This is a genomic window from Achromobacter sp. SIMBA_011 (assembly GCF_046535435.1).
In the GTDB taxonomy this organism is placed as follows: domain Bacteria; phylum Pseudomonadota; class Gammaproteobacteria; order Burkholderiales; family Burkholderiaceae_B; genus Achromobacter; species Achromobacter dolens.
The window spans coordinates 1,516,307-1,542,352 of record NZ_JAWRWN010000001.1 but is presented as its reverse complement, the minus strand read 5'-3'; the positions used below and the strand labels follow the sequence as shown (position 1 = coordinate 1,542,352).

Sequence of the window (26,046 nt, the reverse complement as noted above, 5' to 3'; positions counted from 1 at the left end):
TTCCGAAGCCCGACACCATGCTCTACAGCGCCCTCAAACTCATCCACCTGCTGGCCGTGATCCTGTGGGTCGGCGGCATGCTGTTCGCCCACTGTTTCCTGCGGCCGGCGGCCGCGCAACTGGAGCCGCCGCAACGGCTGCGCCTGATGGACGCGGTGCTCGGCCCCTTCCTTAACGCGGTGGGGGCCGCGATCGTGCTGATCCTGGCGACCGGCGCCCTCATGATCGGCCAGGAAGCGGCCCAGGCCGCGCGCAGCGGTGGCGCCTTCTTCATGCCGCGCGCCTGGACCGTGATGGCCGCGGGCGGGCTGGTGATGACGGCCATCTACGCCTACATCCGCGCCGCGCTCTATCCGCGCCTGCGCGCGGCGGTGGCCGCCTCGGAATGGCCGCGCGGCGGCCAGGCCATGGCGGGCATCCGCCGTTGGGTCGGCGTCAACCTGGTGCTGGGGCTGCTGATCGTGGCGGCCGTCTTCCTGCTATAGCCGGGCGCAGCCATCGGCACGGCTTGGCCGCCTATCGGATTTCTTTGCCCTGTTGCAATACGCCGTACATCCGGCGTGGCCACACTGGACCGGACTCTCGCGGGTCTTGAACATAAAAGGAAAATCCATGATCAAACGCGTCTTGCCCCTGGCCGCTCTGGGCCTGTCCCTGGCCGCTCTCTCGACCGCCTTCGCCGCTCCCATCGACAACAGCGCGCTGGAGCAGCCCGCCTTCCGTGAACACAAGACCACCTACGGCGTGGTCTACCGCCTGCCCAAGGAAGTGAACGCCGTGCTGGACGCCAAGGTCAACGGCACGCTCAAGCAGGACCTGCTCGCGCTGGGCCTGAATACCGAGGCCGCAACGCCCAATATCCCGCACGTGACCGTGTCCACATCCACAGCGCCGACAGCGCCACGCCGCAGCGCATGCTGCGCGCGCTGCCCAAGCCCCCGGCGCCGCTGCAGGTGACGCTCAAGGACTTCTATCCGACCGAAGCGGCCAAGGGCGCGGGCCACCCGTGGTGGCTGGACCTGGGCGTGGTCAAGAGCGGCGCGGGCTTCGAGGCCATGATGGCCTACAACACCGTGACCACCGCCGCCCTGGCGCCGCTGCGCGACGGCCCGCTGCCGCGCGTGACCGGCCCGGTCTACGCCAAGATGGCCGACGCCGGCCGCGAGCTGGTCAAGACCATGGGCGTGAGCGGCGTCAACGTGATGAAGGACGGCAAGGAAGTGCGCGCCCACAACCCACACACCACGCTGGTCTATAGCATGACGCCGTACGACGCGCGCCTGGCCGACGCCATGAAGCAGGAGTCCGCCAAATTCAACGCCGCGCTGCCCGACGGCATCCAGGCCACCTTCAAGGACGTGTCCATCGTCGAGATCGGCTTTGCCGGCAACGTGCTGCGCGAGATCTACCGCGTCAGCCTGGAAGACGGCTCGGCCATCGACGTGGCCACCGGCAAGCCGGTCGCCCGCTAAGCCGGGCCGTCCGCGGCCAGGCGCTCGCGCAGCACGTCGCGCACCTGGCCGCGCAACCACGCCTGCAATGGCGAAGCGTGCTGGCGGCGCGCCCACACCATCGCCAGTTCCATGCGCCGCAGGCGCGTCGGCATCTCCAGCATCGCCAGCGGGAAATGGCGGCAATGCGCCCGCGCCACGCTGGCCGGCATGGTGGTGGCGTAGTCGGTGTCCACCAGCACATAGGGCGCCACGCCGAAGCCCGAGAGATAGGCCGAGAACGCCATGCGGCCGTCGCCCGGCTTGAGCAGCCGGTCGAAGGTCGTCTCGCGGCCGTACATCTGCTCGAACGCGAACCACTTGATGGCGCCCAGGTCGGCCAGCGTCAGGGCGCCGCGCGCGGCCCAGGGATGCCGCGCCGACAGCACACAGACGCGGCGGTCGGTGTGCAGCGCATCGCGGTGAAAGCGCGCCGGCACCTTGCCGAACAGGCCGATGGCGATGTGCAGCCGTTCGGCCTCCAGGTCGTCGGGCGCGAAATCGCCGTGCAGCGACTGGAAGCGCAGCGTCACGCCCGGCGCGGCGCGGTGCAGCCGCTCGATCAGCGGCGCGGCCAGCAGGATCTCGCTGTGCGCGCCGGTGCCGATGTTGACCACGCCTTCGGCGCGCGCCGGATCGAAGGCCTCGGGCGGGCGCAGCGCGGCCTCGATCTGCGCCAGCGCGTCATGCACCGACGCGTGCAGCTCCAGCGCCCGCTCGGTCGGAACGAAACGTCCCTTCACCACCACCAGCAGCGGGTCCTCCAGCCGCAGGCGCAGGCGCGCCAGGTCGCGGCTGATGGCCGGCTGGGTCTTGTGCAGCAGGCGCGAGCTGGCGGTGGCGCTGCGCGTGCGCATGAGCACGTCGAAGGTCAGCAGCAGGTTCATGTCGAGCCTGCGCAGGAAAGGCAAGGATTGGGCGTCGCGCATGGCGCCATGCTATGCCGTAAGCGAATGATTGCAAAGAACCATATCGGATTCGATATGCGAGTCTTGCGCCATCGGCATTGGGCAGGCGCGGCCGGCTTGGCTACAGTCCGCCACGGACCGGGCGTTTCGACCCGGCCGCCCGCTACGGAGACAACCATGGGCCCCACCCGCCACCTTCCCGCGCCCCGGCGCATCCGCCCCGTGCTGGCACGCTGGTCCGCCCGCGCCCTGCTGGCGCTGGCCGCCTGCCTGCCGCTGGCGGCCCATGCCGCCGATTTCCCCAGCCGCCCGATCACGCTGGTGGTGCCCTTCCCCGCCGGCGGCACGCCCGACATCCTGGCGCGCCTGCTCAGCGACAACCTTTCCAAGCGCCTCGGCCAGCCGCTGATCGTCGAGAACCGGGCCGGCGCCGGCGGCAACATCGGCGCGCAGGCGGTGGCCCGAGCCGCCCCCGACGGCCAGACGCTGCTGATGTGCGCGTTCGGTTGCACCGTGGCGCCGTCGCTGTACCAGCCGGCGCCCTACGACATCGTCAAGGACTTCGCCCCCGTCGCCATGATCGGCACCGTGCCGAGCGTGCTGGTGGTCAATCCCAAGGTGCCGGCCGACACGCTGCCGGCGCTGCTGGCGTATGCGCGCGCCAACCCCGGCAAGCTCAATTCGGCCTCCTCCGGCATCGGCGGCTCGGCCCACCTGGCGACCGAGCTGCTCAAGCAGCGCGCCGGCATCGACCTGGCCCACATCCCCTACAAGGGCGCCGGCCAGGTGGCGGCCGACCTGCTCGGCGGGCAGGTCGACATGTACTTCGACAACCTGCCGGCCTCGCTGGCCAACATCCGCGCCGGCAAGCTGCGCGCCCTGGCTGTGGCCAGCGCCGCGCGCGCGCCGGCGATTCCGGACGTGCCGACCTTCGCCGAGGCCGGCGTGCCCGACTTCCTGATCACGCCCTGGTTCGGCGTGATGGCGCCGGCCGGCACCCCCGCCCCGGTGCTGGACACGCTGCACGACGCCTTCGCCCAGGCGCTGCAGGCGCCCGAGGTGGCAGCCAAGATGCGCGAATTGGGCGTCGAGACCGCCGCCGGTTCGCGCGCCGACCTGGGCCGCTTCGTCACCACCGAAACGGCCAGGTGGAAACAGGTCATCGAGACCAACCATATCAAGGCCGAATGATGGCCGCTGCCCTGGACGACGGCGCGGCGCTGGCGCCGATCCGCCTGCGCGACATGGGTGCATTCCACGTCGGCGGCCGCGACCTGGCGCTCAGCGGCCTGCCGCGACGCGAGCTGGTCATGGCCGAAGGCGGCCAGCCGGTGGCGCTGGATCCCAACGGCACCTACCGCGTCGAACAGATGTACGCCCAGTACTTCCTGTCGGAGCCGGCCAGCGGCCGGCCGCCGCTGGCGTTCTGGCATGGCGGCGGCATGACCGGCGCGGCCTGGGAGACCACGCCGGACGGCCGCCAGGGCTGGCTGCACTATTTCCTGCGGCGCGGCTGGGACGCCTACCTGTGCGACGCGGTGGAACGCGGCCGCGCCGGCGCCGCGCCGCATGTCTGGCCCGACGCGCCGGTGGTGCAGGCGCGCGAGGACTGCTACACGCGCTTTCGCATCGGCCGCCCGGGCACCCGGCCCGGCCCCGGCAGCGCCTACCCGGACACGCAATTCCCGCTGGAGGCGTTCGACGCGCTGGCCGCGCAGATGGTGCCGCGCTGGGTCCACACCGATGCCGCCATCCTGCGCGCCTACCAGGCCTTCCTGGAACGGATCGGCGCGGCCATCGTGGTCTGCCATTCGCAGGCCGGCGTATTCGGCATCCGCGCCGCCCACGCCCTGCCCGAGCGGGTGCGCGCCCTGGTGGCGCTGGAGCCGGCCAGCATCCCGGACCTCGGGCCCGATGCCCGCTACGACACCCCCACGCTGGTCGTGATGGGCGACCACATGGACACCGATCCGCGCTGGCCGCGGATGCGCGCACGGGTGCGGGAATTCGCGGCGCGCCATGCCAGCGTCACGGTGCTGTCGCTGCCCGACCTGGGCATCCGCGGCAACTCGCACATGCTGATGATGGACCGCAACAGCCTGGAGCTGGCCGGGCGGGTGCACGACTGGCTGGCGGCGCTGCCGGGTTAAGGACGGCCGGATCAAGAACGGCGGGCCGCGGCTTCCCGCTGCTGCCATTCCATGGCAGCATTACGCCGTCCCGCCCCCCGCTCGCTCCCATGTCCCGCACCGAACGCCTCCTGGATCTGCTGCAGACCCTGCGCTGCCACCGCCTGCCCGTCAGCGGCCACCGCCTGGCCACCGACCTGGGCGTCAGCCTGCGCACGCTGTACCGCGACATCGCCACGCTGCAGGCGCAGGGCGCCGAAATCGAGGGCGAGCCGGGCATCGGCTACGTGCTGCGGCCCGGCTTCATGCTGCCGCCGCTGATGTTCAGCACCGAGGAGATCGAGGCCCTGGTGCTGGGCACCCGCTGGGTGGCCGGCCGTTCCGATCCGCGCCTGGGCCAGGCCGCCGCCAACGCGCTGGCCAAGATCAGCGCGGTGCTGCCGCGCGAACTGCGCGACGAACTGGACGCCATTCCGCTGCTGGTCGGCCCCAGCAGTTGGGCGGTGGTCGACCGGGTCGACCTGTCGCTGATACGCCAAGCGATCCGCGGCGAGCAGAAAATCGCCATCACCTACCGCGACGACAAGGGCGCCGATTCCGAACGCGTCATCTGGCCGTTCGCCCTGGGATTTTTCGACAGCGTGCGCATCGTCATGGCCTGGTGCGAACTGCGCCAGGACTTCCGCCATTTCCGCACCGACCGCATCGCCACGCTCGAAGCCGGGCAACGCTATCCGCGCCGCCGCCAGGCCTTGCTCAAGGAGTGGCGCGCCATCAATACGGCCAAGGGCGACCCCTGCTGATCCCTGGCGTGCGCCGCGCGCCGGCGGGTGCGACATCGGCATGAAGACTGCTGACAAAATCTGACAGCATGGCTCTCTAAGATGGGCGCTCATTCAACCAGGAGCGCATCATGTCCGCCAAGAACTTCGTCATTTTCTACGTCGACAAGCCCGAGGCCAGCGCGGCGTTCTACAGCGCGCTGCTGAACCGCCCGCCCGTCGAAAGCTCGCCCACCTTCGCCCTGTTCGCGCTCGACTCCGGCCTGATGCTGGGCCTGTGGTCGCGCCACACCGTCGAGCCGGCCGCCGCCGGCCGCGGCGGCTGCACCGAACTGGCCTTCACCGTGCCCGACGCCGACGCGCTCAACCAGCGCCACCTCGACTGGAGCCTGCGCGGCCTGCCGATCCTGCAGGCCCCCACCAACATGGACTTCGGCCGCACCTTCGTCGCGCTCGACCCCGACGGCCACCGCCTGCGGGTGTTCGCCCCGGCGCCAGAACCCGCCTCCGCCGCCGTCGAAGACGAACTGATCACAATCCCAGCATTCCCAGGAGCCTGAACCACAGGTAGTCCAGCGGCACCAGCGCCACGAACGACACCAGCGCGGTCAGCAGGCTCAACGCCAGGCCGCTGCGCGCCGGCACCTGGCCCATGCCCATCGCCACCACGATGGGCGAGGCCTGGTACGGCATGATGACGGTGGCGTAGCCGGCCACCTGCGCCATCAGCACCGTCATCAGCGAAAATCCCGAGGCCTGCGCCAGCGTCTCGGCCAGCGGCGTATACAGGGCCGGCACGCCGTTGGCCGTGACCACGAAGTTCAACGCCGCCGACAGCCCCACCAGCGAAAAGAAGCTCTGCATCGGCGCCTCGGGCGACAACGGCAGCCAGGCCAGCAGGGCGCGGCCGATGATGCCGCCCAGGCCGCTGTCGGCCACCATCGCCGCCAGTCCCAGGATGCCCGCCACGTAGATCGCGGTGCGGAAATTCACTTCCTTGCCGAACTGCTCGCCGCTGACGAAACCCACCTTGGGCAACAGGCACAGACAGGCCGAGCCCAGGCCGATCCAGGCCGGCGACACGCCGTGCCAGCCGTCCGTCACCCACCCCAGCAACGTCAATCCCAAGAGCACCGCCAGGCGCTTTTCCGGCGCGGACAGGGGCTGGGCCGGCGGGGCGGGCGGCGCGGTCTCGGGCGTATCGCGGAACAACCAGGCGATGCAGGCCACCAGCACCACGCCTTTCAGGATGCCCAGCACCGGCGCATGCAGCCACAGATACGGCAGATAACCCAACTGCAGGCCATAGCTCGATTCGATGCTGCCGGCCATCACCAGATTCGGCACGTTGGCCGGCAGGATGGAGGTGGACAACTGGAAGGTGCCGAAGCCCACCGCCAGCGCCAGGCCAATGCGTCCACGACGGCCCGCCACCAGCCCGATCTGGTCGGCATAGGCCAGCACGATCGGCATCAGCAGCGCGATGCGGCCCATGTTCGACGGCATCACGAACGCCAGCAGGTAGGTCAGCGCCACCACGCCGGCCACCACCTTCGGATACGAACCCGACAGGCGCCGCGACAGCGCGCCCGCCATGCGGTCGGCCAGGCCGGTGTACTTCAGCGCCAGCCCCAGCACATAGCCGCTCAGCACCAGCCAGAACGCCGCCGACGAAAACCCGGAGAACACCACCTCGCGCGGCGCGGCCGCGAAGATCATGGCGGCGCTGAAGAACAGCAGCGCCGTCAGGTACTCAGGCAGCCGCGAAAAGGCCCACAACGCGATCGTGATCGCGGTGATCAGCGCGGGTAGAATCGGAAAACCGGAGGCGACAAGATGCATGGGCAAACCACCACGAGAACACGGATCGGCGCAGTGTACGGACCCTGTCCCGCGCTGAAAATGCGCGATTCGCAGAGGCTGCCTGCGCGCCTCGCGTAGGCTCGCCGCCATGCGTTTCGACCTGACCGACTTGGCGCTGTTCCTGCACGTGGTGCAGGCCGGCAGCATCACCCACGGCGCCGCCCGCGCCAACCTGGCGCTGGCCGCCGCCAGCGCCCGCATCCGCAACCTCGAGGCCTCGCTCGGCGCGCCGCTGCTGGAGCGCCGCCGCCAGGGCGTCATCCCCACCCCGGCCGGCCTGAAGCTGGCCGCCCATGCCCGCGTCATGCTGGCCCAGGCCGACCGCCTGCGCGACGACCTGGCCGACTTCTCCGGCGAATTCGGCGGCTCGGTACGCCTGCTGTCCAACACCAACGCGCTGACCGCCTTCCTGCCCGAAGCGCTCAGCGGCTTCCTGGCGGCGCATCCGCGCATCAACGTCGAATTGCAGGAAATGCTGAGCGACGAGATCGTCGAATGCATCGCCGACGGCTCGGCCGATATCGGCATCGTCGCGGGCACGGTCGACACCGGCGCCCTGCAGACCCACGCCTACCGCGCCGACCGCTTCGTGCTGATCGTGCCGGCCGGCCACGCGCTGGCGGACCGGGCCGAGGTCGCGTTCGGCGACGTGCTGGACGAAGACTTCGTCGGGCTCGACCGCAGCAGCGCGCTGCAACGCTTCCTGGCGCGGCAGGCACTGGTGGTCGGCAAGCCCATCAAGCTGCGGGTGCAGTTGCGCAGCTTCGACGCCATGTGCCGGCTGGTCGAGGCCGGCGTCGGCGTGGGCATCGTGCCCGAAACCACGGCCAACAGCATGCGCCAGTTGCTCAGGGTGACGCCGGTGGCGCTGTCCGACGCCTGGGCCGCGCGCGAGCTGCTGCTGTGCGTGCAGTCGCGCGATACCCTCAGCGCCCGCGCCCGCCGCCTGCTCGACCACCTGCTGGCGGACGCGGCGGCGGTCACGCCGCCGAATACAGATCCGTCATGAACTGCGTGGCCTTGATGCCGGTGCCGGTCAACAGCACCACGGTGCGCTCGGTCTCGCGAATCGCGCCACGCGCGCGCAGCATGTCCAGCGCCGCCGCCGCGGTGGCGCTGGTGGGCTCGGCGTAGAGCCCCATTGCCGCCAGCCTGCGCACGGCGGCAACGATGTCCGCCTCCGGCACCGCAACGGTCTGACCGCCGCTGGCGCGGATCGCCTGCAACACCTCGCGCAGCCGCACCGGCCGCTTGATCGCGGTGCCCTCGGCCACCGTCGGCAGCACCTCGCGCGGCACCGGCGTGTCGACCCCGGCATGGAAGCTGGCGTCCACCGGCGAGCAGTTCCGCGGCTGGGCCACGAACAGGCGCGGCAGGCGCTTGATCTGTCCGGCCGCCAGCAGCTCGGCAAAGCCAATGGCGCAGCCCAGCACGTTGCTGCCCGCGCCCGCCGGAATCACCACGTTGTCCGGCGCCTCGAAACCGAAGTCCTCCCACATCTCGTAGGCGATGGACTTGGTGCCCTGGAGGAAGAAAGGCTGCCAGTTGTGGCTGGCATAGAAGATCCGCTCGGCGGCCTCGATCGCGGCGGTCTCGGCGTTCTCGCGCGGCCCCTGCACCAGTCGCACGTCGGCGCCGAACGCGCGGATCTGCGCCACCTTGGCGCTGGACGTGTAGGCCGGCGCGAAGATCGTGACGCCCATGCCCGCCGCCGCGCCATACGCCGCGATGGCGGCGCCGCCATTGCCCGAACTGTCCTCGGCGATGGCGCCGATGCCGATCTGGCGCAGCCATGACAGCATCACCGCGGCGCCACGGTCCTTGAAGCTGCAGGTGGGGTTGAACCATTCCAGCTTGAAGTGCGGCCGCAGCCCGCCCCACGCGCGCTCGACCATCGGCGTGCCGCCCTCGCCCATCGACACCGGCCGGGTCACGGCGCCGGGCAGCGCGGCCCGGTAGCGCCACAGCGAACGCTCGCGGCGGTCGATGTCGTCGGGCGAGATGCCCGGCAGCGGCGAGATCATCAGTGGCGTGCGCGCATCGGAACACCAGCGGGCCTCGTCCAGCGCATGGCGGGCGCCGGTGACGGGATCGAAATAGTGGGGATCTGACATTGGCGGTCAACCTGGAGAAAGTCGGGAATGGCCGCAGTCTAGGTCCGACCGAGCCCTCTGCGTTGCAATATCATGTTGCGATAATCGCAATGGAGAACCACCATGGAACGTGGCGCCCTATGGGAATACCAGGTGTTCTGCGCCGTCGCGGAACGCCAGAGCTTCGTGCTGGCGGCGCGCGCGCTGGGCGCCTCGCCCAGCGCCGTCACGCGCGCGGTGCAGGCGCTGGAGCGCCAGGTCGGCGCGCAGTTGCTGTTGCGCAGCAAGAGCAGCGTGGCGCTGACGCCGCAAGGCGAAAGCTACTTCGAATACGCGCGCGAGCTGCTGCGCCTGGAAAGCCAGGCGCGCGAGGCCTTGCACGACGCCCAGCAAGGCGACCAGGGCCGCCTGCGCTTCTCCGCGCCCGACCTGCTGGGCGTGACCCTGCTGCCGGCCGTGCTGCGCCGCTACGCGGCCGAGCATCCGGGCGTCACGGTGGACATCCACTACACCGACAAGGCAATCGACCCGATCGCCGAGGGCCTGGATTTCGCCATCCGCGGCGGCTTCCCGGCGCCCAGCGACCTGCTGGGCGCGCGCCTGTGGCCCTACGAGCGGCTGTTGTGCGCCAGCCCGGACTACGTGGCGTGCATGGGCCTGCCGCGCGAACCCGAGGAACTGGCGCGGCACCGGCTCATCATGCATACCGGCCCGCGCGTGTTGAAGGATTGGCACCTGCGGCGCGGCCAGCGCATCGTGCGCATGCACGCCGAGCCGGCGGTGCGGGTCAGCACCAGCAGCGGCCTGATGGCGCTGGCGTTGCAGGGCGTGGGCATCGCGCGGCTGGCCGACTGGGCGGCCGCGCCGGAAATCGCCCGCGGCACGCTGGTGCGGGTCTGCCCCGGCTACACCGCCACCTCGGCGCGGGGCGTGGCCCCGCAGATGCATGCGGTGTATGGATCGCGCTCGCTGCCGGCGCGCGCCCGCGCCATGCTGGCGGCGATCCGCCAGGGCGCGGGCGCCGGTTGAAAGGCGCGGCCGCTAGGACCGCTGCTGCCGTGCCTGCAGCACCACCGCCGCCGCGGTCTTGCGGAACAGCAGCAGGTACAGCGCCGCCAGCACCAGCAGGAACGGCACGCCGAACACCAGCGTCATCTTGAACACGCCGGTGAAGTAGGTCGTCACCAGGATCGCCAGCATCGCGCCCGCGCCCAGCAGCGTCAGCAGCGGAAAGCCCGGCATGCGGAACGACAGCGCCGCGCCGCCCTCGCGCGCCCAGCGGCGGCGGAAGAAGTAGTGCGTGACGAAGATCATCATCCACGTGAACAGCGCGCCGAACATCGAGATCGCCATCATCAGCGTGAACGAGGTTTCCGGATACAGCACGTTCAGCACGGTGGCGATGGCGATGCCGCTGGTCGACAGCAGCAGCGCGTTCAGCGGCGTGCCGCTGCGCGTCAGCCTGCCCAGCGCCGCCGGCGCGTGGCCGGCGCGCGACAGGCTGAACATCATGCGGGTGGTGATGTACAACTGGCTGTTCATGGCCGACAGCGCCGCCACCAGCACGATGAAGTTGATGACGCCGGCCGCGTACGGCACCTTCACCGCTTCCATCACCGTCACGAAGGGGCTGCCGCCCTTGCCGGCCTGGTCCCACGGCACGATGGCCAGGATCAGCGCCAGCGTCAGCAGGTAGAACACCACCAGCCGCACGATGGTGGCGCGGAACGCCTTCTTCACCGCGCGCTCGGGGTCCTCGGCCTCGCCCGCCGCCACCGCGATCATCTCCACGCTCAGGTAGCTGAAGATCGAGATGACCACCGCGATCCACATGCCCCACACGCCGTTGGGGAAGAAGCCGCCGTGCGCCGTGTACTGCGCCGCGCCGTATTGCGGACTGCCCCAGACCACATAGGCGCCCAGGATGATGAACGCCACGATGGCGCTGATCTTGATGGTCGAGAACCAGTATTCGATGGTGCCGAACGCCTTCACGCTCATGGCGTTGATGAAGATCAGCGCCGCCGAGAACAGGCAGACCCATTGCCAGCCGGGCACCGACGGGAACCAGAACTTCATGTACTCGGCCACCGCGGTGACCTCGGTGCCCACCGCCAGCACCACGCACGACCAGTACGCGTAGCGCACCAGGAAGCCGGCCAGCGGGCCGATGTAGTGCTCGGCGTAGGCGCCGAACGAGCCCGAGGTGGAATGCGCCACCGTCATCTCGGCCAGGCAGCCCATCAGCAGCAGCGTGATGAGTCCGCCGATGGCGTAGCTGATGATGACGCTGGGGCCGGCGAAACCGATCGCGAACTTGCTGCCCAGGAACAGGCCGGTGCCGATGGCCCCGCCGATCGCGATCATGCTCATCTGGCCGGACGTCAGGCGGCGCTTGAGCCCCTGCTCGCGTTCGGCGATCCTGCCGAATCCTTGTTGTTGTGTCATTGTCTCCTCCGGTACTGCGCTCTCTTGCTGGATGTCGCTCGGGCCGGTGCGCGGCAGGTCAGGTCACGGCCGAGCGCTGCTTGAACTCGGGCTTGTCCCAGGCCTTGCTGTCGAGCACGTCTTTCAGGATCTCGACCGCGTCCCACACGTCGGCGTAGCCGAAGTACAGCGGCGTCAGGCCGAAGCGCAGCACCTCGGGCTCGCGGTAGTCGCCGATCAGGCCGCGCGCGATCAGCGCCTGCATGACCTCGTAGCCGTTCGGGTGGCGCAGGCTCACGTGGCTGCCGCGCTCGGCATGGTCGCGCGGCGTCACCAGCGTCAGCGGATGGCCGGCGCAGCGTTCCTCGACCAGGGCGATGAACAGGTCGCCCAGCGCCAGCGACTTCCTGCGCACCTCGGCCATGTCGGCCTCGCGCGCCACGTCCAGGCCGCATTCGACCATGGCCAGCGACACGATCGGCTGGGTGCCGCACAGGTAGCGGCGGATGCCGCCGGCCGGCTCGTAGGCGACCGTCATGTCGAACGGCCGCTGGTGGCCCCACCAGCCCGACAGCGGCTGCCAGAAATCGGGAATGTGGCGCGGCGCCACCCAGATGAAGGCCGGCGAGCCCGGGCCGCCGTTCAGGTACTTATAGGTGCAGCCCACGGCGTAATCGGCGTCGGCGCCGTTCAGGTCCACCGGCACCGCGCCGGCGGCGTGCGCCAGGTCCCAGATGACCAGCGCGCCGCGCTCGTGCGCCTGGCGCGTGACCGCGGCCATGTCGTGCATCTGCCCGCTGCGGTAGTTGACGTGCGACAGCAGCACCACAGCCACGTCCTCGTCCAGCGCCCGCGCCAGCGGCAGGTCGTCGTCGATGAGGCGCATCTCGTAGCCCTGCTGCAGCAGGTCGATCATGCCCTGGATCATGTACAGGTCGGTGGGGAAGTTGTCGCGCTCGGACAGGATCACGCGGCGCCCGGGCTGGCGCTTCTGCTGGATGCGCAGGCTGGCCGCCAGCGCCTTGAAGATGTTCAGCGAGGTGGTGTCGGTGATGACCAGTTCGCCCGCTTTCGCGCCGAGCAGGCCGGCCAGCTTGTCCCCCAGCCGCGACGGCAGTTCGAACCAGCCGGCGGTGTTCCAACTGCGGATCAGGCCGGTGCCCCATTCCTGGGTGATGACCTCGGCGGCGCGCGCGGCGGCGGCGCGCGGCATCACGCCGAGCGAATTGCCATCCATATAGAGCACGCCGGGCGGCAGGTCGAAACGCGCTTTCAGCGGCGCCAGGGGGTCCTGCCGGTCGGCGGCGACACAGCTTTCGCGGGTATGCATTCACAGCTCCTTCGGGCAATATGCTGGCTACATACTATCAGCGCGAGTAAGCCGAATACTTGCAAAACGAGGCGTGGCTTACCCTATGATTTCGCATTAAATTGCGCCATAGACCATTTTTTCGAATTGGATTGCATCATGCAATTGGACGCCATCGACCACCGCATTCTCTACCGCCTGCAGGAGAACAGCCAGCTCAGCAACCAGGACTTGGCCGAGCAGGTGGCCCTGTCGCCGTCGGCCTGCCTGCGGCGGGTGCGGGCGCTGGAGGAAGGCGGCTTCGTGCGCGGCTACCGCGCCGTGCTGGACGCCGAGCGGCTGGGGTTCGAGCTGGAAGCCATCGTGCACGTGTCCCTGGATCAGTCGCGGCCCGGCTGGCACGAGGAGTTCCTGGCCGGCATCGCCCTGTATGACGAGATCACCGAGGCCAGCATCGTCACCGGCGCCTCCAACTACATCCTGACGGTGCGCACCCGCAACCTGGCGGCCTTCTCGCAGTTCGTGGAAGACAAGCTCAGCAAGATCGCAGGCGTGCGCGACCTGTGTTCGCATATCGTCATGCGCAAAGTGAAGAACCGCGGCGGCATGCTGCCGCTGGCGGCCTGGCGCTGACGGCCCCGCGTCAGGCGTGGCGCAGGAAACCGAACACCGTGACGAAGTGGCAGGCCGATCCGCCCATGACGAACAGATGCCAGATGCCGTGGGCATGGCGCCAGCGCTTGTCGTTGGCGTAGAACACCGTGCCCACCGTGTAGAGCGCGGCCCCGGCCAGCAGCCACGCCAGCCCGGCGCCCGACAGCGCGCCGGCGATGGGCGCGGCGCACATCACGCCCAACCAGCCCATCGCCAGATAGAGCGGCAAGGCTGGCGCGGCCCCGCGCGCCCACCATAGTTCGCGGCCGATGCCGTACAGCGCCAGCAGCCAGATCGCCACCGCCATGGCGGCGCCCCAGCCCAGTTCCGGCGGCACGAACGCCAGCGGCGTGTAGGTGCCCGCGATCAGCAGGTAGATGGCGCAATGGTCGGCCTTGGCCCACAGCGCCTTGCGGCGCCCGCGCGAGCAGTGATACAGCACCGAAGATGCATAGACGGCAATCATGGATGCCGCGAACACGGCGCAGGCCACGGTCTGGCGCCACTCGACCTTCAATTCCGCGGCCCGCGCGATCAGGGCCCCGGATGCAGCCACCGCCAAGGCCAGGCCGGCCAGGTGCGTGGCTCCGTTGAAGCGCTCTCCTTCGTACATGCCATCCCTCCCGCGCAGGCGGTGCGCCGACGCTTTCCATCATGCCGGCGCGATATGACAGCTTGGGGTCAGCACGAACACGGGGTGGCAGCAAATGGCGTTCCTGCCCGCAGGCGCGCCATTACCCGGAAGAAAGCGCCGCTCAGGCGATGAAATCCACCGCCGCCGGATAGCCTTCCAGCGCGCGCGCCGCCAGGATGGCGCGCTGCACCGCGATCGCCATCGCCTCGGCCGCCATCACGCCAAGCAGCATCATGTTGGCGGGCTTGTTGGAGACGCCCGTGCCCAGCGCGAACACGGTGTCGCCGTCGAGCATGGTGTGGATCGGGTTGATGGTGCGGGCCAGGCCGTCGTGCGCGGTCTGCGCCATCTTCTGCGCCTGCGCCTTGGTCAGCTTGACGTCGGTCGCCACCAGGCCGATGGTGGTGGCCGCGCCCTCGCGCATCGAGGTCGGCAGGTCGCCGGCCAGGATCGCCGCGCGCGTGTCCAGCAGCATCTTGCCGTCGGCGGTGCGGGCGCCGGCCAGCACGTGGCCGGTGGCCGGATCGACCACGTCGCCCACCGCATTGACCGCGACGATCGCGCCCACCGTGACGCCCGCCACGGTCAGCGAGGCGCTGCCCAGGCCGCCCTTCATGGCGCGCTTGGCGCCGTACAGCTTGCCGACCGTCGCCCCGGCGCCGGCGCCGACGTTGCCCTCCTGCGGCGGCTTGGCGCTGGCCGCCTTGCAGGCCTGGTAGCCGGCCGCGGCATCGGGCCGGATCGAGGCGTCGCCCACGCCCAGGTCGAACAGGATGGCGGCCGGCACGATCGGCACGTGCGCCACGCCCACGTCGAAGCCGATCTTGCGTTCTTCCAGGTAGCGCATGACGCCGGTGGCCGCCTCCAGGCCAAAGGCGCTGCCGCCGGCCAGCATCACCGCATGCACTTTTTCCACCATGTTGACGGGATTGAGCAGATCGGTCTCGCGCGTGCCCGGCGCCGCGCCGCGCACGTCCACGCCGCCGGTCGCGCCCGCTTCGGCGATGATGACCGTGCAGCCGGTCGGCCGCCGCGTGTCGGTGTAGTGCCCGACCTTGAGGCCGGCCACGTCGGTGATGCTGCCGCCGCCGGGCACCCGGCGCAGGCCGTTGGCGCCGTGCGCCGGCATGACACTTGCGGAAGCCGCGACACCCGCCGCCGCCATCATGAACGCCCGCCTGTTCCACTGTTGTTGCACGCCTGTCTCCATCTGGATACCACCTGGATGAACCCCGGGCCGGGCGGCCCGGGGCGCGAATACCGCATATGACTTGCCGCTATATTTTTACTATTCCTTATGCTTTGTGGAAAAATAGGCGCGTTGTTAGAGTGCGGCTACACCGGAAGGCGGCGCGATCCGCGCGGCCCTTTCGCAGTGATCCCTCATCCGTGGAGCATTGCCATGAAACTCTTGCGCTCGTTGTTCATCGCCGGCCTGGTCCAGGTCGCCGCCCTGTCCGCCGCCCACGCCCAGTCGGGGCTGGACCAGATCAAGTCCGCCGGCGTGTTCAAGATCGGCACCGAAGGCACCTACGCTCCCTTCACCTTCCACGACGCCTCCGGCCAGCTTACCGGTTTTGACGTCGACATTGGGCGCGCCATCGCCCAGCGCCTGGGCGTCAAGGCCGAATTCGTCGAAGGCAAGTGGGACGGCCTGATCGCCGGGCTCGACGCCAAGCGCTACGACGCCGTCATCAACCAGGTCGGCATCACCGACGCGCGCCGCGCCAAGTACGATTTCTCCGATCCCTACATCTCGTCGGCCGCGGTGCTGATCGTGCGCGACGACAACACCACCATCAAGTCGTTCGCCGACCTGAAGGGCAAAAAGTCCGCCAACACGCTCACCAGCAACTTCGGCAAGCTGGCGCAGAGCCATGGCGCGGAAGTGGTTGCCGTGCAAGGCTTTAACGAAGCCATCGACCTTCTGACCTCGGGCCGTGTCGAGGCCACCGTCAACGACAACCTGTCGTTCCTGGACTTCAAGAAGCAGAAGCCCAACGCCAAGGTCAAGATCGCCGCCACCGACAAGGCAGCCGAGTTCAGCAACTCCGGCGTGCTGCTGCGCAAGAACAATCCCGAACTTGTCGCCGCCATCAACAAGGCGCTGGCCGATATCAAGGCCGACGGCACCTACAAGGCCATCTCGGTCAAGTACTTCGGCACGGACCTGTCGGCGCAGCAATAAGCGGCCCGCTCCATGACGCTCCCCGCCTGGCTGCACAACGTCCTGCCCGACTGGATTCTGTCCCAGGTCGACACCCTGGCGGTGCCGGCCTGGGTGCAGTTGATGGCCGACTCGTTCTGGCCCTTGCTGCACGCCGGCCTGGTGTTCACCGTCCCGCTGACATTGATGTCGTTCGCGCTGGGGCTGGCGCTGGCCTTCGTGGTGGCGCTGATCCGGCTGTTCGGGCCGGCGCCGCTGGTGGCGCTGGTGCGCTTCTACGTCTGGCTGATCCGCGGCACGCCGCTGCTGGTGCAGCTATTCGTGATCTTCTACGGCCTGCCCAGCGTCGGCGTGGTGCTCGACCCGCTGCCGGCCGCGCTGATCGGCTTCACGCTGAACGTCGGCGCCTACAACTCCGAAGTGATCCGCGGCGCCATCGAGTCGATCTCCAAGGGCCAGTGGGAAGCCGCCTATTCATTGAGCATGACGCGCGGCCAGGCGCTGCGCCGCACCGTGCTGCCGCAGGCCGCCCGGGTGGCGGTGCCGCCGCTGTCCAATTCCTTCATCGCCCTGGTCAAGGACACCTCGCTGGCCGCCGTGCTGACGGTGCCCGAGATCTTCCAGGCGGCCCAGCGCATCGCCGCCGTCACGTACGAACCGCTGATCCTGTACACCGAGGCCGCGCTGATCTACCTGGTGTTCAGCTCGGTGCTGTCCGCCGCCCAGGTGCGCCTGGAACGGCGCTTCGGCCAGCACGCGGTGTTTTCCGAGAAGAACCGATGATCCGCCTGGAAAAGATCGAAAAGTCCTTTGGCGGCAACCTGGTGCTCAAACAGGTCGACGTGGCCATCGCCGAAGGCAGCGTCACCGCCCTGATCGGCCCGTCCGGCAGCGGCAAGAGCACCCTGCTGCGCTGCGTCAACCTGCTGGAAGTGCCCGACCGCGGCACGCTCGAGATCGGCCCCGAACGGGTCGAGTTCGAGCCCGGCGAAAAGCTCTCGCGCGATCAGGTGCAGCGGGTGCGCATGCAGACCGGCATGGTGTTCCAGAACTTCCAGTTGTTCCCGCACCAGACCGTGATCGGCAACGTGATGGAAGGGCTGGTGACGGTGCAGAAATGGCCGGCCGACCGCGCCCGCGCGCGGGCCGAGGAACTGCTGCGCAAGGTCAACATGCTGGACAAGGCCGAGGCCTGGCCCGCCAATCTGTCGGGCGGCCAGCAGCAGCGCGTGGCGATCGCCCGCGCCCTGGCGCCCGCCCCCCGCGTATTGCTGTGCGACGAGCCGACCTCGGCGCTCGATCCCGGCCTGGCGGCCGAAGTGGTGGACGTGCTGCGCCAGCTCGCCGGCGAAGGCATGACCATGCTGATGGCCACCCATGACCTGCGCCTGGCCGCCAGCGTGTCGCGCGAAGCGGTGTTCCTGCTCGAGGGCAAGGTGGTCGAATCGGGCGCCTCGCGCGACCTGTTCACCCGGCCGCGCGACCCGCGCACGGCGGCATTCATCTCGACCCTGACGCAGGACGCCGGGCATCCAGCCTGAGCGCCGGCGGCAGGCCGGGGCGGCGGATCCGCTAGAATTCGGCCCCTGCGGCCCGCGCGCCTACTTGCCCGGCAGCGAGCCGGCAGGATCGACCGCCTGGCCGTCGTAGCGCAGCTCGAAATACAAGCCGACCTGCTTGCTGTCGCTATTGCCCATTTCCGCGATCTTCTGGCCCTGGCTCACCCGCTGGCCTTCCTTGACCAGCAGCTTGCTGTTGTGGGCGTAAATGCTGAGGAAGCTGGCGTTATGCTTGACGATCACGAGATGCCCGTAGCCCCGCAGGCCGCTGCCCGAATAGGCCACGGTGCCGGCGGCGGCGGCCACCACCGGCGTGCCGGCGGAATTGGAGATCACGATGCCATTGGATCCCGAACCGTCATAGCCGCGGGTGACCTTGCCCTGCGCGGGCCACACCAGCGAAATCGCCCCCGGCGGCGCGGTGCGCCGCTTGCCCGTGGCGGACGCCGGCGCGCGGCTGCCCGACGAACTGGCGCGCGGCTTGGCGGGGGTGGAGGCGGCCTGGCCGGCGGGCGGCACGACGCGCAGCATCTGTCCCACCTCGATCGAGTTGGAGTTGGACAGGTTGTTCCAGCGCACCAGGTTCGATACGCTGGTGCCTTGTTTGCGCGCGATCTGCGTGAGCGTATCGCCCGACTGCACCCGGTAGTAGCCAGGCTGGACCTTGGTCGTGCCGCAGGCCGCCAGCAGCGCCAGCACCACGGCCAGCAACGCCAGCCGGACGAGCCGGATGGCGCCGCGGGACGGCGGACGAGCCGGAAGGCCGCCGGAAACGCCGGCAAAATCGGGAACAGGCAAGAGCTGGGCGGGCAAGGAGAGCACTGAATCCTGGAACGGAGTGAAGAATGACTGCGTCCAAGGGTACCAAGATTTTCGGACGCCGGTATGCCCCCGCAACTTTCGCGGACCATGCCGGGCCGTGTATAACCCGCTGATTGCCGCGAGCTACGGCTCGCCATGCATCACAGCGTCTGCAAGGAACAATATGGGAAAGCCCCAAGCGCCGAGAAAGAACCTGTACTGCCTGCTATGGGCCATCCCGTACCTGCTGTGCGGCGTCTTCTCGCGCCTGCTCAACGACCCGGTGAGCCATGCCGTGTTCGTCTGGCTGCCGCCCGGCGTGGCGGTGGGCGCCTATCTGTTGACGCAACGCCGCAACTGGTCGCTGCTGCTGGCCGCCTTTTTCTGTGCCCAACTGGCGCTCACCAGTTTCACCCGCGGCCAACCCGCCACGGCGCTGGTGTTCGCCATCACCGCCAGCCTGTCCAGCCTGCTGGCGGCCTGGACCGTGCAGCGCCTGAGTCCGCGCGAGGGTGGAGTGGGCCTGGTCGCGGCGTTGCTGGCCGGCGCGGTGGCTGGCGCCGGCCTGTCCGCCCTGCTGGGCGGCGGCTGGCTCTGGCTGACCCAGGAAGCCCATGCGCTGGTGCGGCTGCGCACCTGGGTGGCGGCCTATCTGGCGGGCATCCTGATCCTGGCGCCCGCGCTGACGGTCTGGGCCCATTTCCGCCCGCGCCGTTCGGGTGGTCCGCGCCGGCGCGACCTGGTGCTGGGCGTCTGCGCCTACGTCGGCCTGATCGTGACGACCTTCATGACCTTCGACGGCGACATGATCAAGAACCTCCCGTACGTCGTCACCTTCGAACTGACCTACCTGCCGCTGGTGTTCGCGGTGCTGACCGCGCTGGTGTGGGGCCCGCTGGGCGGCACCCTGGCCGTCATCACGCTGACCCTGATGGCGCTCTACCAGAGCGCCCAGGGCGAAGGCCCCTTCGTCGAGGCCAACGACCACTGGCACGTGCTGCTGGCCACCCAGGTCTACCTGGTGGTCACCGCGCTGCTGATCCTGCTGGTCAACACGCTGCGCGGCGCCCGCGCGCAGGAACTCGAGAACGCCCTGCAGTGGCGCGGCCGCTTCGACCTGGCGCTGGCGGGCAGCCACCAGTTGATGTACCGCTACAACCCGTTCGACGGCTCGCTCGAGCTGGCCGGCAACCTCCAGGGCGCCTTCGGCATGCCGGCCGACGCCATTCCCAACCTGGACGCATTGCTGGCGCTGGCCCATCCCGACGACCGCGCGCGCCTGACGCTGCACTGGGCCGCGCGCCGCGCCGGCGCCCAGGACCGCACCCCGCTGCTGTTCCGCGTGGCGCACGCCGACGGCGGCTGGCGCGTGGTCAGCGACCGCGGCTCGCCGCTGGAGGATTTCGACGGCAGCGTGGCCGTCGTGGCGGGCATGTGGCGCCTGGGTGAAGTCGAGCAGGCAGATGTCAACTAGCACCGGAGCCCTGCTCATCCACGGCTTGGGCGGCACCCAGTACGACCTGGGCTCGCTGCACAAGATCCTCAAGCGTGCCGGCATCGAAACGCACACGCTGACGCTGCCCGGCCACGGCACCACGCCCGAAGACCTGCTGCCGGTGCGCGCCGAGGACTGGATCGACGCCGTCACCGCCAAGTACCGCGAGGTGGCCGAGCGCCACGACACGCTGCACGTGGTCGGCATGTGCCTGGGCGCGCTGCTGGCGGTGGAGCTGTGCAAGCGCGTGCAGCACCGCAAGGGCAAGCTGGTGAGCCTGGCCGCGCCGGTCTTCATCGACGGCTGGAGCACGCCCTGGTACCGCGGCCTGCGCAAGCTGGTCTATCGCATCCCCGGCCTGGCCGCGCGCATGCGGGTCGAAGAGGAAGAGCCCTACGGCATCAAGAACGAGCTGGTGCGCTCCATCGTCAAGGCCAAGTTCGAGCGTGGCGAGAACTTCCACTACCGCTGGGTGCCGCTGGCCTGTGTGCGCGAAGTCGACCGCCTGCGCCGCCTGGTGCAGCGCGGCCTGAATGCCATCAGTTGCCCCAGCCTGATCATCCACGCCCACGAGGACGAGCTGACCTCGGTGCGTTCGGCGCACTTCCTGAACGACGCCATTCCCGACAGCCGGCTGGTGCTGCTGGACAACAGCTACCACATGATCTGCGTCGACAACGATCGCGACCGGGTCGCCTCCGACATCCTGCAGTTCATGGACAAGCGCCCGGCGATCGCGCGCCCCGGCCGCGCCGCCGCGATGAGCGGCGACGAAGTCGAGCGCATCCTGGACGACTACCGCGAGGCGATGCTATCGGGCCAGTTCGAAACCCTGTTCCCCCTGTTCGCCGAGGACGTCGTGTGGCACAAAGAGGGCGACAGCCCCCTGAGCGGCGTCTACCAGGGCCGCGGCGGCCTGATCGACCTGTTCTCGCGCGTGATGGACTATTCGCGCAACACCTTCACGGTCGACAGCGTCGGGCCGCCGGAACCGGCCGGGCGATCGATCGCGGTGCCGCTCACATTCCAGGTGCAGGACGGCCCCATCCGCTACCGTGGCGCGTCCACCCATATCCTGCGCCTGCGCAATAACGCCATCGCCAAGGTCACCTCGCGCGCCTCCGACCCGGCCACCGAGGACGCATTGTGGCGGCGGCTGGCCGTCGCCAGCGGCCTGGAGCCCGAGGGCGACGCGATGGATCCGGAAACGCTGGCGATCGCCGCCGACGACCTGGAGGACGCATTCGAGGCGGCCGCGATGGCGCTGCGCGCGCTGCCACAGGCGCCATCCACCAGCGTCGCCATCCGGCTGTATGCCTACGAGCAACAGGCCCGGCGCGGCGATGCGCCGCCACATGACGCGCCGGACGCCAGTGTGCGCGAACAGATGGAGCTGGCCGCCTGGCGCCTGCTGGCCGGCCTGCCCGCCGACCAGGCGCGGCGCCGCTATATCGCCCTGATCCGGCGCCTCGATCCCGACACCTGAAGCCGGCCGCGGCCGCTCGGCCTACAATCGGTCCATGTCCGCCCTGACCCATCCCTCGCGAACCACCGGCGCCCTGCGCGTCCGGGGCGTGCTGTGGCTGGCGTTCCTGGCGCTGCTGCTGCGCGCCCTGGTGCCGACGGGCTACATGCCCGATGCCCGCGCGCTGCACGACGGCCGGCTCGAAGTGACCTTCTGCTCGGCCGCCGGCGACCTGTCCACCCTCAAGATCGCGCTCTCGCCCGACGGCAAGCACGGCGGCGCCGGCAACTCCGGCGCCGACACCGGCGCGCAATGCCCGTTTGGCCTGCTGGCGCACGTCACCCCGGCGCCCGCCGCGCAGACCGCGCCGCTGGCGCTCGCCATCTCTCGCGCCGCCCCCTTCCCGCCGGCAAGCGTGGCGACGCCAGTGCAACCGGCCCAAGGGCCGCCGCTGGGCTCGCGCGCCCCGCCCCTCGCCGCCTGACTCCGCCTCTCCGCGCGGCCCCGCCGCGCCCTTGCGAACCGTCAACCGACGAGGCTTTCATGCACTCCCCCCTTTCGCGCGCCCCCGTGGGCGCCGCGCCGGCGCCCGACCGCCGCCGGCGCAGACTGCTCTCGGCCCTGGCGCTGCTGCCGCTGGCCGGCTGCGGCCCAGACGCCCCCAAGCTCAACGGCATGGATCTGACCAGCATGCCCACCGGCGATTTCCAGCTCCGGGACACCGAGGGCAGGCAGCGCCAGCTCGCCGACTACCGCGGCAAGACCGTGATGCTGTTCTTCGGCTTCACCCAATGCCCGGACATCTGCCCCACCGCGCTGACCCGCGCGCTGGAGATCAAGAACCTGCTGGGCGCCGACGCCAAGAAAGTGCAGGTGCTGTTCATCACCGTCGACCCCGAGCGCGACACGCCGGAGATCCTGCAGGCCTATATGCAGGCCTTCGACCCCGCGTTCGTCGGCCTGCGTGGCGATGCCGAACAGACCCGCGCCGCCGCGCAATCATTCAAGGTGTTCTACCAGAAGGTCCCGACCGGCTCGTCCTACACCATGGACCACACCGCGCTGACCTACGTCATCGACGCCGAGGGCAAGCTGCGCGTGGCCCTGCGCCACCAGCAGAGCGCCGAGGAATGCGCCGCCGACCTGCGCACGGTGATCTGAACCGCCCCCCCGATCAAAGGAACCCCCATGAAAATGACCGCCTTCAAATCCCTCGCCGCCGCCTTCGCGCTGGGCGCCCTGACCCTGCTCCAGGCCCCCTCCCTGGCGCAGGACGCCACCCTCAAGGTGGAGGACGCCTGGGTCCGCGCCACCGTGCCCAGCCAGCACGCCACCGGCGTCTTCATGCGCCTGACCTCGTCCGTCCCGGCGCGCCTGGTCGGCGTCGAGTCCGACGCCGCCAAGCACGTCGAGGTGCACGAAATGGCGATGCAGGACAACGTCATGAAAATGCGCCAGATCCCCGCCCTCGACCTGCCCGCCGGCCAGCCGGTGGAACTCAAGCCCGGCGGCTACCACGTCATGCTGATCGACCTGGCCAGGCAGGTGTCGGCGGGCGACCCGGTGGCGCTGACGCTGCTGGTGCAAGACGCCAACGGCCAGCAGCGCCGCGTGCCGGTGACGGCCACGGCGCGTCCGCTGGCGGGCGGCGCGGCCCCGGCCGCCAAGCATGGGCACTGATTAACAGGGACCGCGTCATTGCAAGCGCATTGACACCTGTATTTCAAGCTTGAAATAGCTGTTTGCCCCGCAAGCCGCGTTTTCTGCAACGCCAGGACGGCCACCCGGTCGAATCAAGAACACCGGGTGCGCCGTTTCTCCACGCATCCGCCGCATCCCAGGAAATCGCCCCCATGCCGCACCGGGGACGACGGCGCGGCCTGCCCCCAGGCCGTTTGCTTTGATTGCCAGGAGCGTTTCATGAAGACCTTGACAGCTACTTTGTTGCTCTGCGCCGGCCTCGCCGCCTCCGCAGCCGTGCAAGCCCAACCCGCCCAGGCCGTGGCTCCCGCCGCGCAATACAAGCGCGACCTCTACGGCGACTGGCGCGTCAGCTACCCCGCCCCCGCCGCCAAGACCGCCGACCAGGTGAGCGCCGAACTCGCCCAGTCCAAGGCCAACGGCCAGTACACCTTCGGCCAGGAAGACTACCCGCCCGCCATCGCCTCCAACGGCCCGGGGGAAAGCCGCGCCCAGGTCGAACAGGAGCTCCAGACCGCCGAGATGCAAGGGCAGATGGCATCCGACCAGGAAAGCTATCCGCCGGCGCCGATGGCGCATAGCGGTGCGTCCGCCATTCAATAAAAGGGACACACCGCAATCTGCGGCCCGTCCTGATTCCTCATACAATGCCAGCACACATCCGCCGCCGGCGGCCTCGCGGGGCCCGGCGGCAGCGCGGCGCCCCACGCCGCCCCGGATGCCAGCGTTCCGCGCAGCCGGGCGCCTGATCCGCCGGCGATAGACCGGCAACCCTGTGTCTGGATATGCCCGGTAGTTCCGCCTTTTCCTTCCTGCGTACCCTCTGCAGCCTGCGCTGGCTCGCCATCGCGGGCCAGGCCGCCACCATCCTGGTGGCCAGCGCCGTACTTGGCCTGGCCCTGCCGCTGGAGCCGCTGTGGATCGGCGTGGGCGTGCTGATCGGCTTCAACGTCTACGCCAGCCTGCGGCTGCGCCACAGCCGCGACCTGTCCCACGCCACCGCTTTCGGCCACTTGCTGGTGGACATGGCGGTGCTGGCCTGGATGGTGGGCTGGAGCGGCGGCCTGAGCAATCCGTTCGGCATGATGTTCCTGATCCTCACCGCCCTGGCGGCGCTGGCGCTGCCGCGCAACTGGGCGCTGGCGGCGGCGCTGGCGGGCATCTCCGGTTATTTCGCCGCCGCCATCTTCGGCCAGCCGCTGCGCGGCGACCTCAACACCCACACCCTGCTGCTATGGGGCCTGGCCGCCAACTTCCTGATTTCCGTGGTGGTGGTGCTGGTGTTCACCACCCGCCTGGCGGCCGACCTGCGGGCGCGCGAGCGCGAACTGGCGCGGCTGCGCGAGCGCTTCACCCGCAACGAGGGCATCGTCGCCCTGGCCACCCACGCCGCCGCCATGGCGCACGAACTGAACACCCCGCTGGCCACCATGACCCTGCTGGCCGACGAGATCGCCGCCGAGGTCAAGGAGCCCGACCTCAAGCAGGACGTCGCCACGCTCAGCCAACTGCTGGCCCTGTGCCGGGAACGGATTCGCAATCTGGCGGTCCCAACCGCCGTGGACCTGGTGCGCGTGGTGGGCCAATGGCGCCTGATCCGGCCGACCATCGACCTGCGCCGGTCGGGCACGCTGCCCGCCAGCCTGCGGGTCGATCCGGCCATCGCCCACCTGCTGCAGGCCCTGCTGAACAACGCGGCCGACGCCGGCGAAGCCGCCAACGAGCCGCGCGTGGACCTGCACCTGGAATACGGTTATGGCGCCCTGCGCGGCGAAGTGCGCGACTATGGCGGCGGCTTCGACCCCGACCACACGCTGCTGCCGGCCACCAGCCTGTTCAACAGTGGCAAGCCGGGCGGCCTGGGCGTCGGCCTGGCCCTGTCGCACGCCACCGTCGAGCAGTTGGGCGGCGAAATGACCATGACCGCCGCCGATGGCGGCGGCACCCGCATCCGTTTTTATTTGCCTCTCGGCACTCCCGGGACCTGATATGTTGAATCCCACCGATCTTGGCCTGCTGATCGACGACGACGAGCTCTACGTGCGCACCCTGCAGCGCAGCCTGTCGCGCCGCGGCCTGGAAACCCGAACCGCCACCGGCATCGCCGAGGCGCTGCGCGTGGCCGAAGAGATCCGCCCCGCCTTCGCGCTGGTCGATCTGCGCCTGGGCGAGGATTCCGGGCTGACCCTGATCCGTCCCCTTCGAGCCCTGCGCGCCGACATGCGCATCCTGCTGGTCACCGGCTACGCCAGCGTGGCCACCGCGGTCGAGGCCATCAAGCGCGGCGCCGACGATTACCTGCCCAAGCCGGCCACCGCGCCGATGATCCTGCGCACGCTGGGCCTGGTGAAGCCGGAAACCGTTACCATCGAAAGCACCATGACGCCGTTGCACCGCCTAGAATGGGAGCACATCCACCAGGCCCTGCACGAGACCGGCGGCAACGTCTCGGCCGCCGCCCGCCTGCTGGGCATGCACCGGCGCTCCCTGCAGCGCAAGTTGGCCAAGAAACCGGGGCCGGAACGCGAGGTGCTGGTCGACTGATTGGCGCGGATACGACACATCGCAA

The 26,046-nt window shown here is 69.6% G+C and carries 27 protein-coding genes and 1 pseudogene; 20 read left to right on the top strand and 8 right to left on the bottom strand.

The window, feature by feature from the left end:
- Window positions 1–17 precede the first annotated feature (17 nt).
- On the top strand, window positions 18–485 hold the full coding sequence (locus tag SB816_RS07165) for a CopD family protein (protein WP_054500928.1): 468 nt from the start codon (window positions 18–20) through the stop codon (window positions 483–485).
- Between the two features lie 127 nt (window positions 486–612).
- Window positions 613–1,472 (top strand): annotated as a pseudogene (locus tag SB816_RS07160) (hypothetical protein).
- Here SB816_RS07160 and SB816_RS07155 read toward each other — a convergent pair.
- Window positions 1,469–2,419, bottom strand: coding sequence for a LysR family transcriptional regulator (locus SB816_RS07155; RefSeq protein ID WP_064524845.1), 951 nt, complete (start codon window positions 2,417–2,419; stop codon window positions 1,469–1,471). The pseudogene SB816_RS07160 and the gene SB816_RS07155 overlap by 4 nt on opposite strands.
- Window positions 2,420–2,575: 156 nt before the next feature.
- Between SB816_RS07155 and SB816_RS07150 the strand changes: the two genes are divergently transcribed.
- From SB816_RS07150 to SB816_RS07135, 4 genes are all read left to right on the top strand, one after another.
- Window positions 2,576–3,589 carry a tripartite tricarboxylate transporter substrate binding protein gene (locus SB816_RS07150; protein ID WP_175142598.1) on the top strand — a complete coding sequence of 338 codons (1,014 nt, stop codon included), beginning with the start codon at window positions 2,576–2,578 and terminating at the stop codon, window positions 3,587–3,589.
- Window positions 3,586–4,548 (top strand): hypothetical protein, encoded by a 963-nt coding sequence (locus tag SB816_RS07145; protein WP_116792570.1) that lies wholly within the window; start codon window positions 3,586–3,588, stop codon window positions 4,546–4,548. The genes SB816_RS07150 and SB816_RS07145 overlap by 4 nt, the downstream gene beginning before the upstream one ends.
- An 89-nt stretch (window positions 4,549–4,637) precedes the next feature.
- Window positions 4,638–5,330: a helix-turn-helix transcriptional regulator gene (locus tag SB816_RS07140; protein ID WP_064524840.1), complete on the top strand. Its 693-nt coding sequence runs from the start codon at window positions 4,638–4,640 to the stop codon at window positions 5,328–5,330.
- A 110-nt stretch (window positions 5,331–5,440) separates the two neighbouring features.
- Window positions 5,441–5,869 carry a VOC family protein gene (locus SB816_RS07135; RefSeq protein WP_175189887.1) on the top strand — a complete coding sequence of 143 codons (429 nt, stop codon included), beginning with the start codon at window positions 5,441–5,443 and terminating at the stop codon, window positions 5,867–5,869.
- Here SB816_RS07135 and SB816_RS07130 read toward each other — a convergent pair.
- Entirely contained in the window at window positions 5,841–7,151 is a 1,311-nt protein-coding gene (locus tag SB816_RS07130) for an SLC13 family permease (RefSeq protein WP_410546700.1), read from the bottom strand. The two genes, SB816_RS07135 and SB816_RS07130, sit on opposite strands and share 29 nt — an antisense overlap.
- Window positions 7,152–7,260: 109 nt before the next feature.
- Here SB816_RS07130 and SB816_RS07125 point away from each other — a divergent pair, with 109 nt between their 5' ends.
- Window positions 7,261–8,181 (top strand): LysR substrate-binding domain-containing protein, encoded by a 921-nt coding sequence (locus SB816_RS07125; RefSeq protein ID WP_410546699.1) that lies wholly within the window; start codon window positions 7,261–7,263, stop codon window positions 8,179–8,181.
- Here SB816_RS07125 and SB816_RS07120 read toward each other — a convergent pair.
- Window positions 8,153–9,286, bottom strand: a complete 1,134-nt coding sequence (locus SB816_RS07120; RefSeq protein WP_336234925.1) for a pyridoxal-phosphate dependent enzyme — start codon at window positions 9,284–9,286, stop codon at window positions 8,153–8,155. The two genes, SB816_RS07125 and SB816_RS07120, sit on opposite strands and share 29 nt — an antisense overlap.
- Window positions 9,287–9,388: 102 nt before the next feature.
- Here SB816_RS07120 and SB816_RS07115 point away from each other — a divergent pair, with 102 nt between their 5' ends.
- Entirely contained in the window at window positions 9,389–10,294 is a 906-nt protein-coding gene (locus SB816_RS07115; protein WP_410546698.1) for a LysR substrate-binding domain-containing protein, read from the top strand.
- Window positions 10,295–10,306: 12 nt separating this feature from the next.
- On the opposite strand, the gene SB816_RS07110 is transcribed toward SB816_RS07115, so the two are convergent.
- Together SB816_RS07110 and kynU are read right to left on the bottom strand one after the other, a co-directional pair.
- The gene (locus SB816_RS07110) at window positions 10,307–11,713 is read right to left on the bottom strand and encodes an amino acid permease (RefSeq protein WP_410546697.1); all 1,407 of its coding nucleotides are present in this window, start codon (window positions 11,711–11,713) and stop codon (window positions 10,307–10,309) included.
- Window positions 11,714–11,771: 58 nt separating this feature from the next.
- Window positions 11,772–13,022 carry a kynureninase gene (kynU, locus tag SB816_RS07105; RefSeq protein ID WP_144655390.1) on the bottom strand — a complete coding sequence of 417 codons (1,251 nt, stop codon included), beginning with the start codon at window positions 13,020–13,022 and terminating at the stop codon, window positions 11,772–11,774.
- A gap of 138 nt (window positions 13,023–13,160) precedes the next feature.
- On the opposite strand from kynU, the gene SB816_RS07100 reads away from it, so the two are divergent.
- Entirely contained in the window at window positions 13,161–13,634 is a 474-nt protein-coding gene (locus SB816_RS07100) for an Lrp/AsnC family transcriptional regulator (RefSeq protein ID WP_006386706.1), read from the top strand.
- 10 nt (window positions 13,635–13,644) lie between these two features.
- Here SB816_RS07100 and trhA read toward each other — a convergent pair whose 3' ends face one another.
- Entirely contained in the window at window positions 13,645–14,268 is a 624-nt protein-coding gene (gene trhA, locus SB816_RS07095; RefSeq protein ID WP_054500917.1) for a PAQR family membrane homeostasis protein TrhA, read from the bottom strand.
- A gap of 142 nt (window positions 14,269–14,410) precedes the next feature.
- Entirely contained in the window at window positions 14,411–15,499 is a 1,089-nt protein-coding gene (locus SB816_RS07090; RefSeq protein WP_169536678.1) for a P1 family peptidase, read from the bottom strand.
- Window positions 15,500–15,691: 192 nt separating this feature from the next.
- Between SB816_RS07090 and SB816_RS07085 the strand changes: the two genes are divergently transcribed.
- The 3 genes from SB816_RS07085 to SB816_RS07075 all read left to right on the top strand — a co-directional run bounded on the left by SB816_RS07085 (window position 15,692) and on the right by SB816_RS07075 (window position 17,997).
- Entirely contained in the window at window positions 15,692–16,477 is a 786-nt protein-coding gene (locus SB816_RS07085; protein ID WP_054500916.1) for an amino acid ABC transporter substrate-binding protein, read from the top strand.
- An 81-nt stretch (window positions 16,478–16,558) separates the two neighbouring features.
- Window positions 16,559–17,239 carry an amino acid ABC transporter permease gene (locus tag SB816_RS07080; RefSeq protein WP_026384606.1) on the top strand — a complete coding sequence of 227 codons (681 nt, stop codon included), beginning with the start codon at window positions 16,559–16,561 and terminating at the stop codon, window positions 17,237–17,239.
- Complete coding sequence (locus SB816_RS07075; RefSeq protein WP_054500915.1) at window positions 17,236–17,997, top strand: amino acid ABC transporter ATP-binding protein; 762 nt, start codon at window positions 17,236–17,238, stop codon at window positions 17,995–17,997. The genes SB816_RS07080 and SB816_RS07075 overlap by 4 nt, the downstream gene beginning before the upstream one ends.
- Window positions 17,998–18,057: 60 nt before the next feature.
- Here SB816_RS07075 and SB816_RS07070 read toward each other — a convergent pair whose 3' ends face one another.
- Window positions 18,058–18,828, bottom strand: a complete 771-nt coding sequence (locus SB816_RS07070) for a peptidoglycan DD-metalloendopeptidase family protein (protein ID WP_244976982.1) — start codon at window positions 18,826–18,828, stop codon at window positions 18,058–18,060.
- A gap of 172 nt (window positions 18,829–19,000) precedes the next feature.
- Here SB816_RS07070 and SB816_RS07065 point away from each other — a divergent pair, with 172 nt between their 5' ends.
- From SB816_RS07065 to SB816_RS07030, 8 genes are all read left to right on the top strand, one after another.
- The gene (locus SB816_RS07065) at window positions 19,001–20,290 is read left to right on the top strand and encodes an MASE1 domain-containing protein (protein WP_410546696.1); all 1,290 of its coding nucleotides are present in this window, start codon (window positions 19,001–19,003) and stop codon (window positions 20,288–20,290) included.
- Window positions 20,280–21,797 (top strand): acyl-CoA-binding protein, encoded by a 1,518-nt coding sequence (locus tag SB816_RS07060; protein WP_054500913.1) that lies wholly within the window; start codon window positions 20,280–20,282, stop codon window positions 21,795–21,797. The genes SB816_RS07065 and SB816_RS07060 overlap by 11 nt, the downstream gene beginning before the upstream one ends.
- 34 nt (window positions 21,798–21,831) lie before the next feature.
- Window positions 21,832–22,260 (top strand): DUF2946 family protein, encoded by a 429-nt coding sequence (locus SB816_RS07055; RefSeq protein ID WP_064524822.1) that lies wholly within the window; start codon window positions 21,832–21,834, stop codon window positions 22,258–22,260.
- Between the two features lie 59 nt (window positions 22,261–22,319).
- Window positions 22,320–22,937: an SCO family protein gene (locus tag SB816_RS07050; protein WP_410546695.1), complete on the top strand. Its 618-nt coding sequence runs from the start codon at window positions 22,320–22,322 to the stop codon at window positions 22,935–22,937.
- Window positions 22,938–22,964: 27 nt separating this feature from the next.
- On the top strand, window positions 22,965–23,456 hold the full coding sequence (locus SB816_RS07045; RefSeq protein ID WP_410546694.1) for a copper chaperone PCu(A)C: 492 nt from the start codon (window positions 22,965–22,967) through the stop codon (window positions 23,454–23,456).
- Between the two features lie 240 nt (window positions 23,457–23,696).
- Window positions 23,697–24,080 carry a DUF4148 domain-containing protein gene (locus SB816_RS07040; RefSeq protein ID WP_116792579.1) on the top strand — a complete coding sequence of 128 codons (384 nt, stop codon included), beginning with the start codon at window positions 23,697–23,699 and terminating at the stop codon, window positions 24,078–24,080.
- A 182-nt stretch (window positions 24,081–24,262) separates the two neighbouring features.
- Window positions 24,263–25,465: an ATP-binding protein gene (locus SB816_RS07035; protein ID WP_049075761.1), complete on the top strand. Its 1,203-nt coding sequence runs from the start codon at window positions 24,263–24,265 to the stop codon at window positions 25,463–25,465.
- A 1-nt stretch (window position 25,466) separates the two neighbouring features.
- Entirely contained in the window at window positions 25,467–26,021 is a 555-nt protein-coding gene (locus SB816_RS07030; RefSeq protein ID WP_372363313.1) for a response regulator transcription factor, read from the top strand.
- Window positions 26,022–26,046 lie beyond the last annotated feature (25 nt).

Bases quoted from the DNA above. Each gene is read 5' to 3' on its own strand.
- SB816_RS07085 (WP_054500916.1), top strand. From the start codon at position 15,692: ATGAAACTCTTGCGCTCGTTGTTCATCGCCGGCCTGGTCCAGGTCGCC.
- SB816_RS07060 (WP_054500913.1), top strand. From the start codon at position 20,280: ATGTCAACTAGCACCGGAGCCCTGCTCATCCACGGCTTGGGCGGCACC.
- SB816_RS07135 (WP_175189887.1), top strand. From the start codon at position 5,441: ATGTCCGCCAAGAACTTCGTCATTTTCTACGTCGACAAGCCCGAGGCC.
- SB816_RS07090 (WP_169536678.1), bottom strand. From the start codon at position 15,499: ATGGAGACAGGCGTGCAACAACAGTGGAACAGGCGGGCGTTCATGATG.
- SB816_RS07130 (WP_410546700.1), bottom strand. From the start codon at position 7,151: ATGCATCTTGTCGCCTCCGGTTTTCCGATTCTACCCGCGCTGATCACC.
- SB816_RS07040 (WP_116792579.1), top strand. From the start codon at position 23,697: ATGAAGACCTTGACAGCTACTTTGTTGCTCTGCGCCGGCCTCGCCGCC.
- SB816_RS07150 (WP_175142598.1), top strand. From the start codon at position 2,576: ATGGGCCCCACCCGCCACCTTCCCGCGCCCCGGCGCATCCGCCCCGTG.
- SB816_RS07125 (WP_410546699.1), top strand. From the start codon at position 7,261: ATGCGTTTCGACCTGACCGACTTGGCGCTGTTCCTGCACGTGGTGCAG.
- kynU (WP_144655390.1), bottom strand. From the start codon at position 13,022: ATGCATACCCGCGAAAGCTGTGTCGCCGCCGACCGGCAGGACCCCCTG.
- trhA (WP_054500917.1), bottom strand. From the start codon at position 14,268: ATGTACGAAGGAGAGCGCTTCAACGGAGCCACGCACCTGGCCGGCCTG.
- SB816_RS07140 (WP_064524840.1), top strand. From the start codon at position 4,638: ATGTCCCGCACCGAACGCCTCCTGGATCTGCTGCAGACCCTGCGCTGC.
- SB816_RS07045 (WP_410546694.1), top strand. From the start codon at position 22,965: ATGAAAATGACCGCCTTCAAATCCCTCGCCGCCGCCTTCGCGCTGGGC.
- SB816_RS07120 (WP_336234925.1), bottom strand. From the start codon at position 9,286: ATGTCAGATCCCCACTATTTCGATCCCGTCACCGGCGCCCGCCATGCG.
- SB816_RS07145 (WP_116792570.1), top strand. From the start codon at position 3,586: ATGATGGCCGCTGCCCTGGACGACGGCGCGGCGCTGGCGCCGATCCGC.
- SB816_RS07065 (WP_410546696.1), top strand. From the start codon at position 19,001: ATGGGAAAGCCCCAAGCGCCGAGAAAGAACCTGTACTGCCTGCTATGG.
- SB816_RS07110 (WP_410546697.1), bottom strand. From the start codon at position 11,713: ATGACACAACAACAAGGATTCGGCAGGATCGCCGAACGCGAGCAGGGG.
- SB816_RS07030 (WP_372363313.1), top strand. From the start codon at position 25,467: ATGTTGAATCCCACCGATCTTGGCCTGCTGATCGACGACGACGAGCTC.
- SB816_RS07050 (WP_410546695.1), top strand. From the start codon at position 22,320: ATGCACTCCCCCCTTTCGCGCGCCCCCGTGGGCGCCGCGCCGGCGCCC.
- SB816_RS07165 (WP_054500928.1), top strand. From the start codon at position 18: ATGCTCTACAGCGCCCTCAAACTCATCCACCTGCTGGCCGTGATCCTG.
- SB816_RS07155 (WP_064524845.1), bottom strand. From the start codon at position 2,419: ATGCGCGACGCCCAATCCTTGCCTTTCCTGCGCAGGCTCGACATGAAC.
- SB816_RS07115 (WP_410546698.1), top strand. From the start codon at position 9,389: ATGGAACGTGGCGCCCTATGGGAATACCAGGTGTTCTGCGCCGTCGCG.
- SB816_RS07100 (WP_006386706.1), top strand. From the start codon at position 13,161: ATGCAATTGGACGCCATCGACCACCGCATTCTCTACCGCCTGCAGGAG.
- SB816_RS07055 (WP_064524822.1), top strand. From the start codon at position 21,832: ATGTCCGCCCTGACCCATCCCTCGCGAACCACCGGCGCCCTGCGCGTC.
- SB816_RS07075 (WP_054500915.1), top strand. From the start codon at position 17,236: ATGATCCGCCTGGAAAAGATCGAAAAGTCCTTTGGCGGCAACCTGGTG.
- SB816_RS07035 (WP_049075761.1), top strand. From the start codon at position 24,263: ATGCCCGGTAGTTCCGCCTTTTCCTTCCTGCGTACCCTCTGCAGCCTG.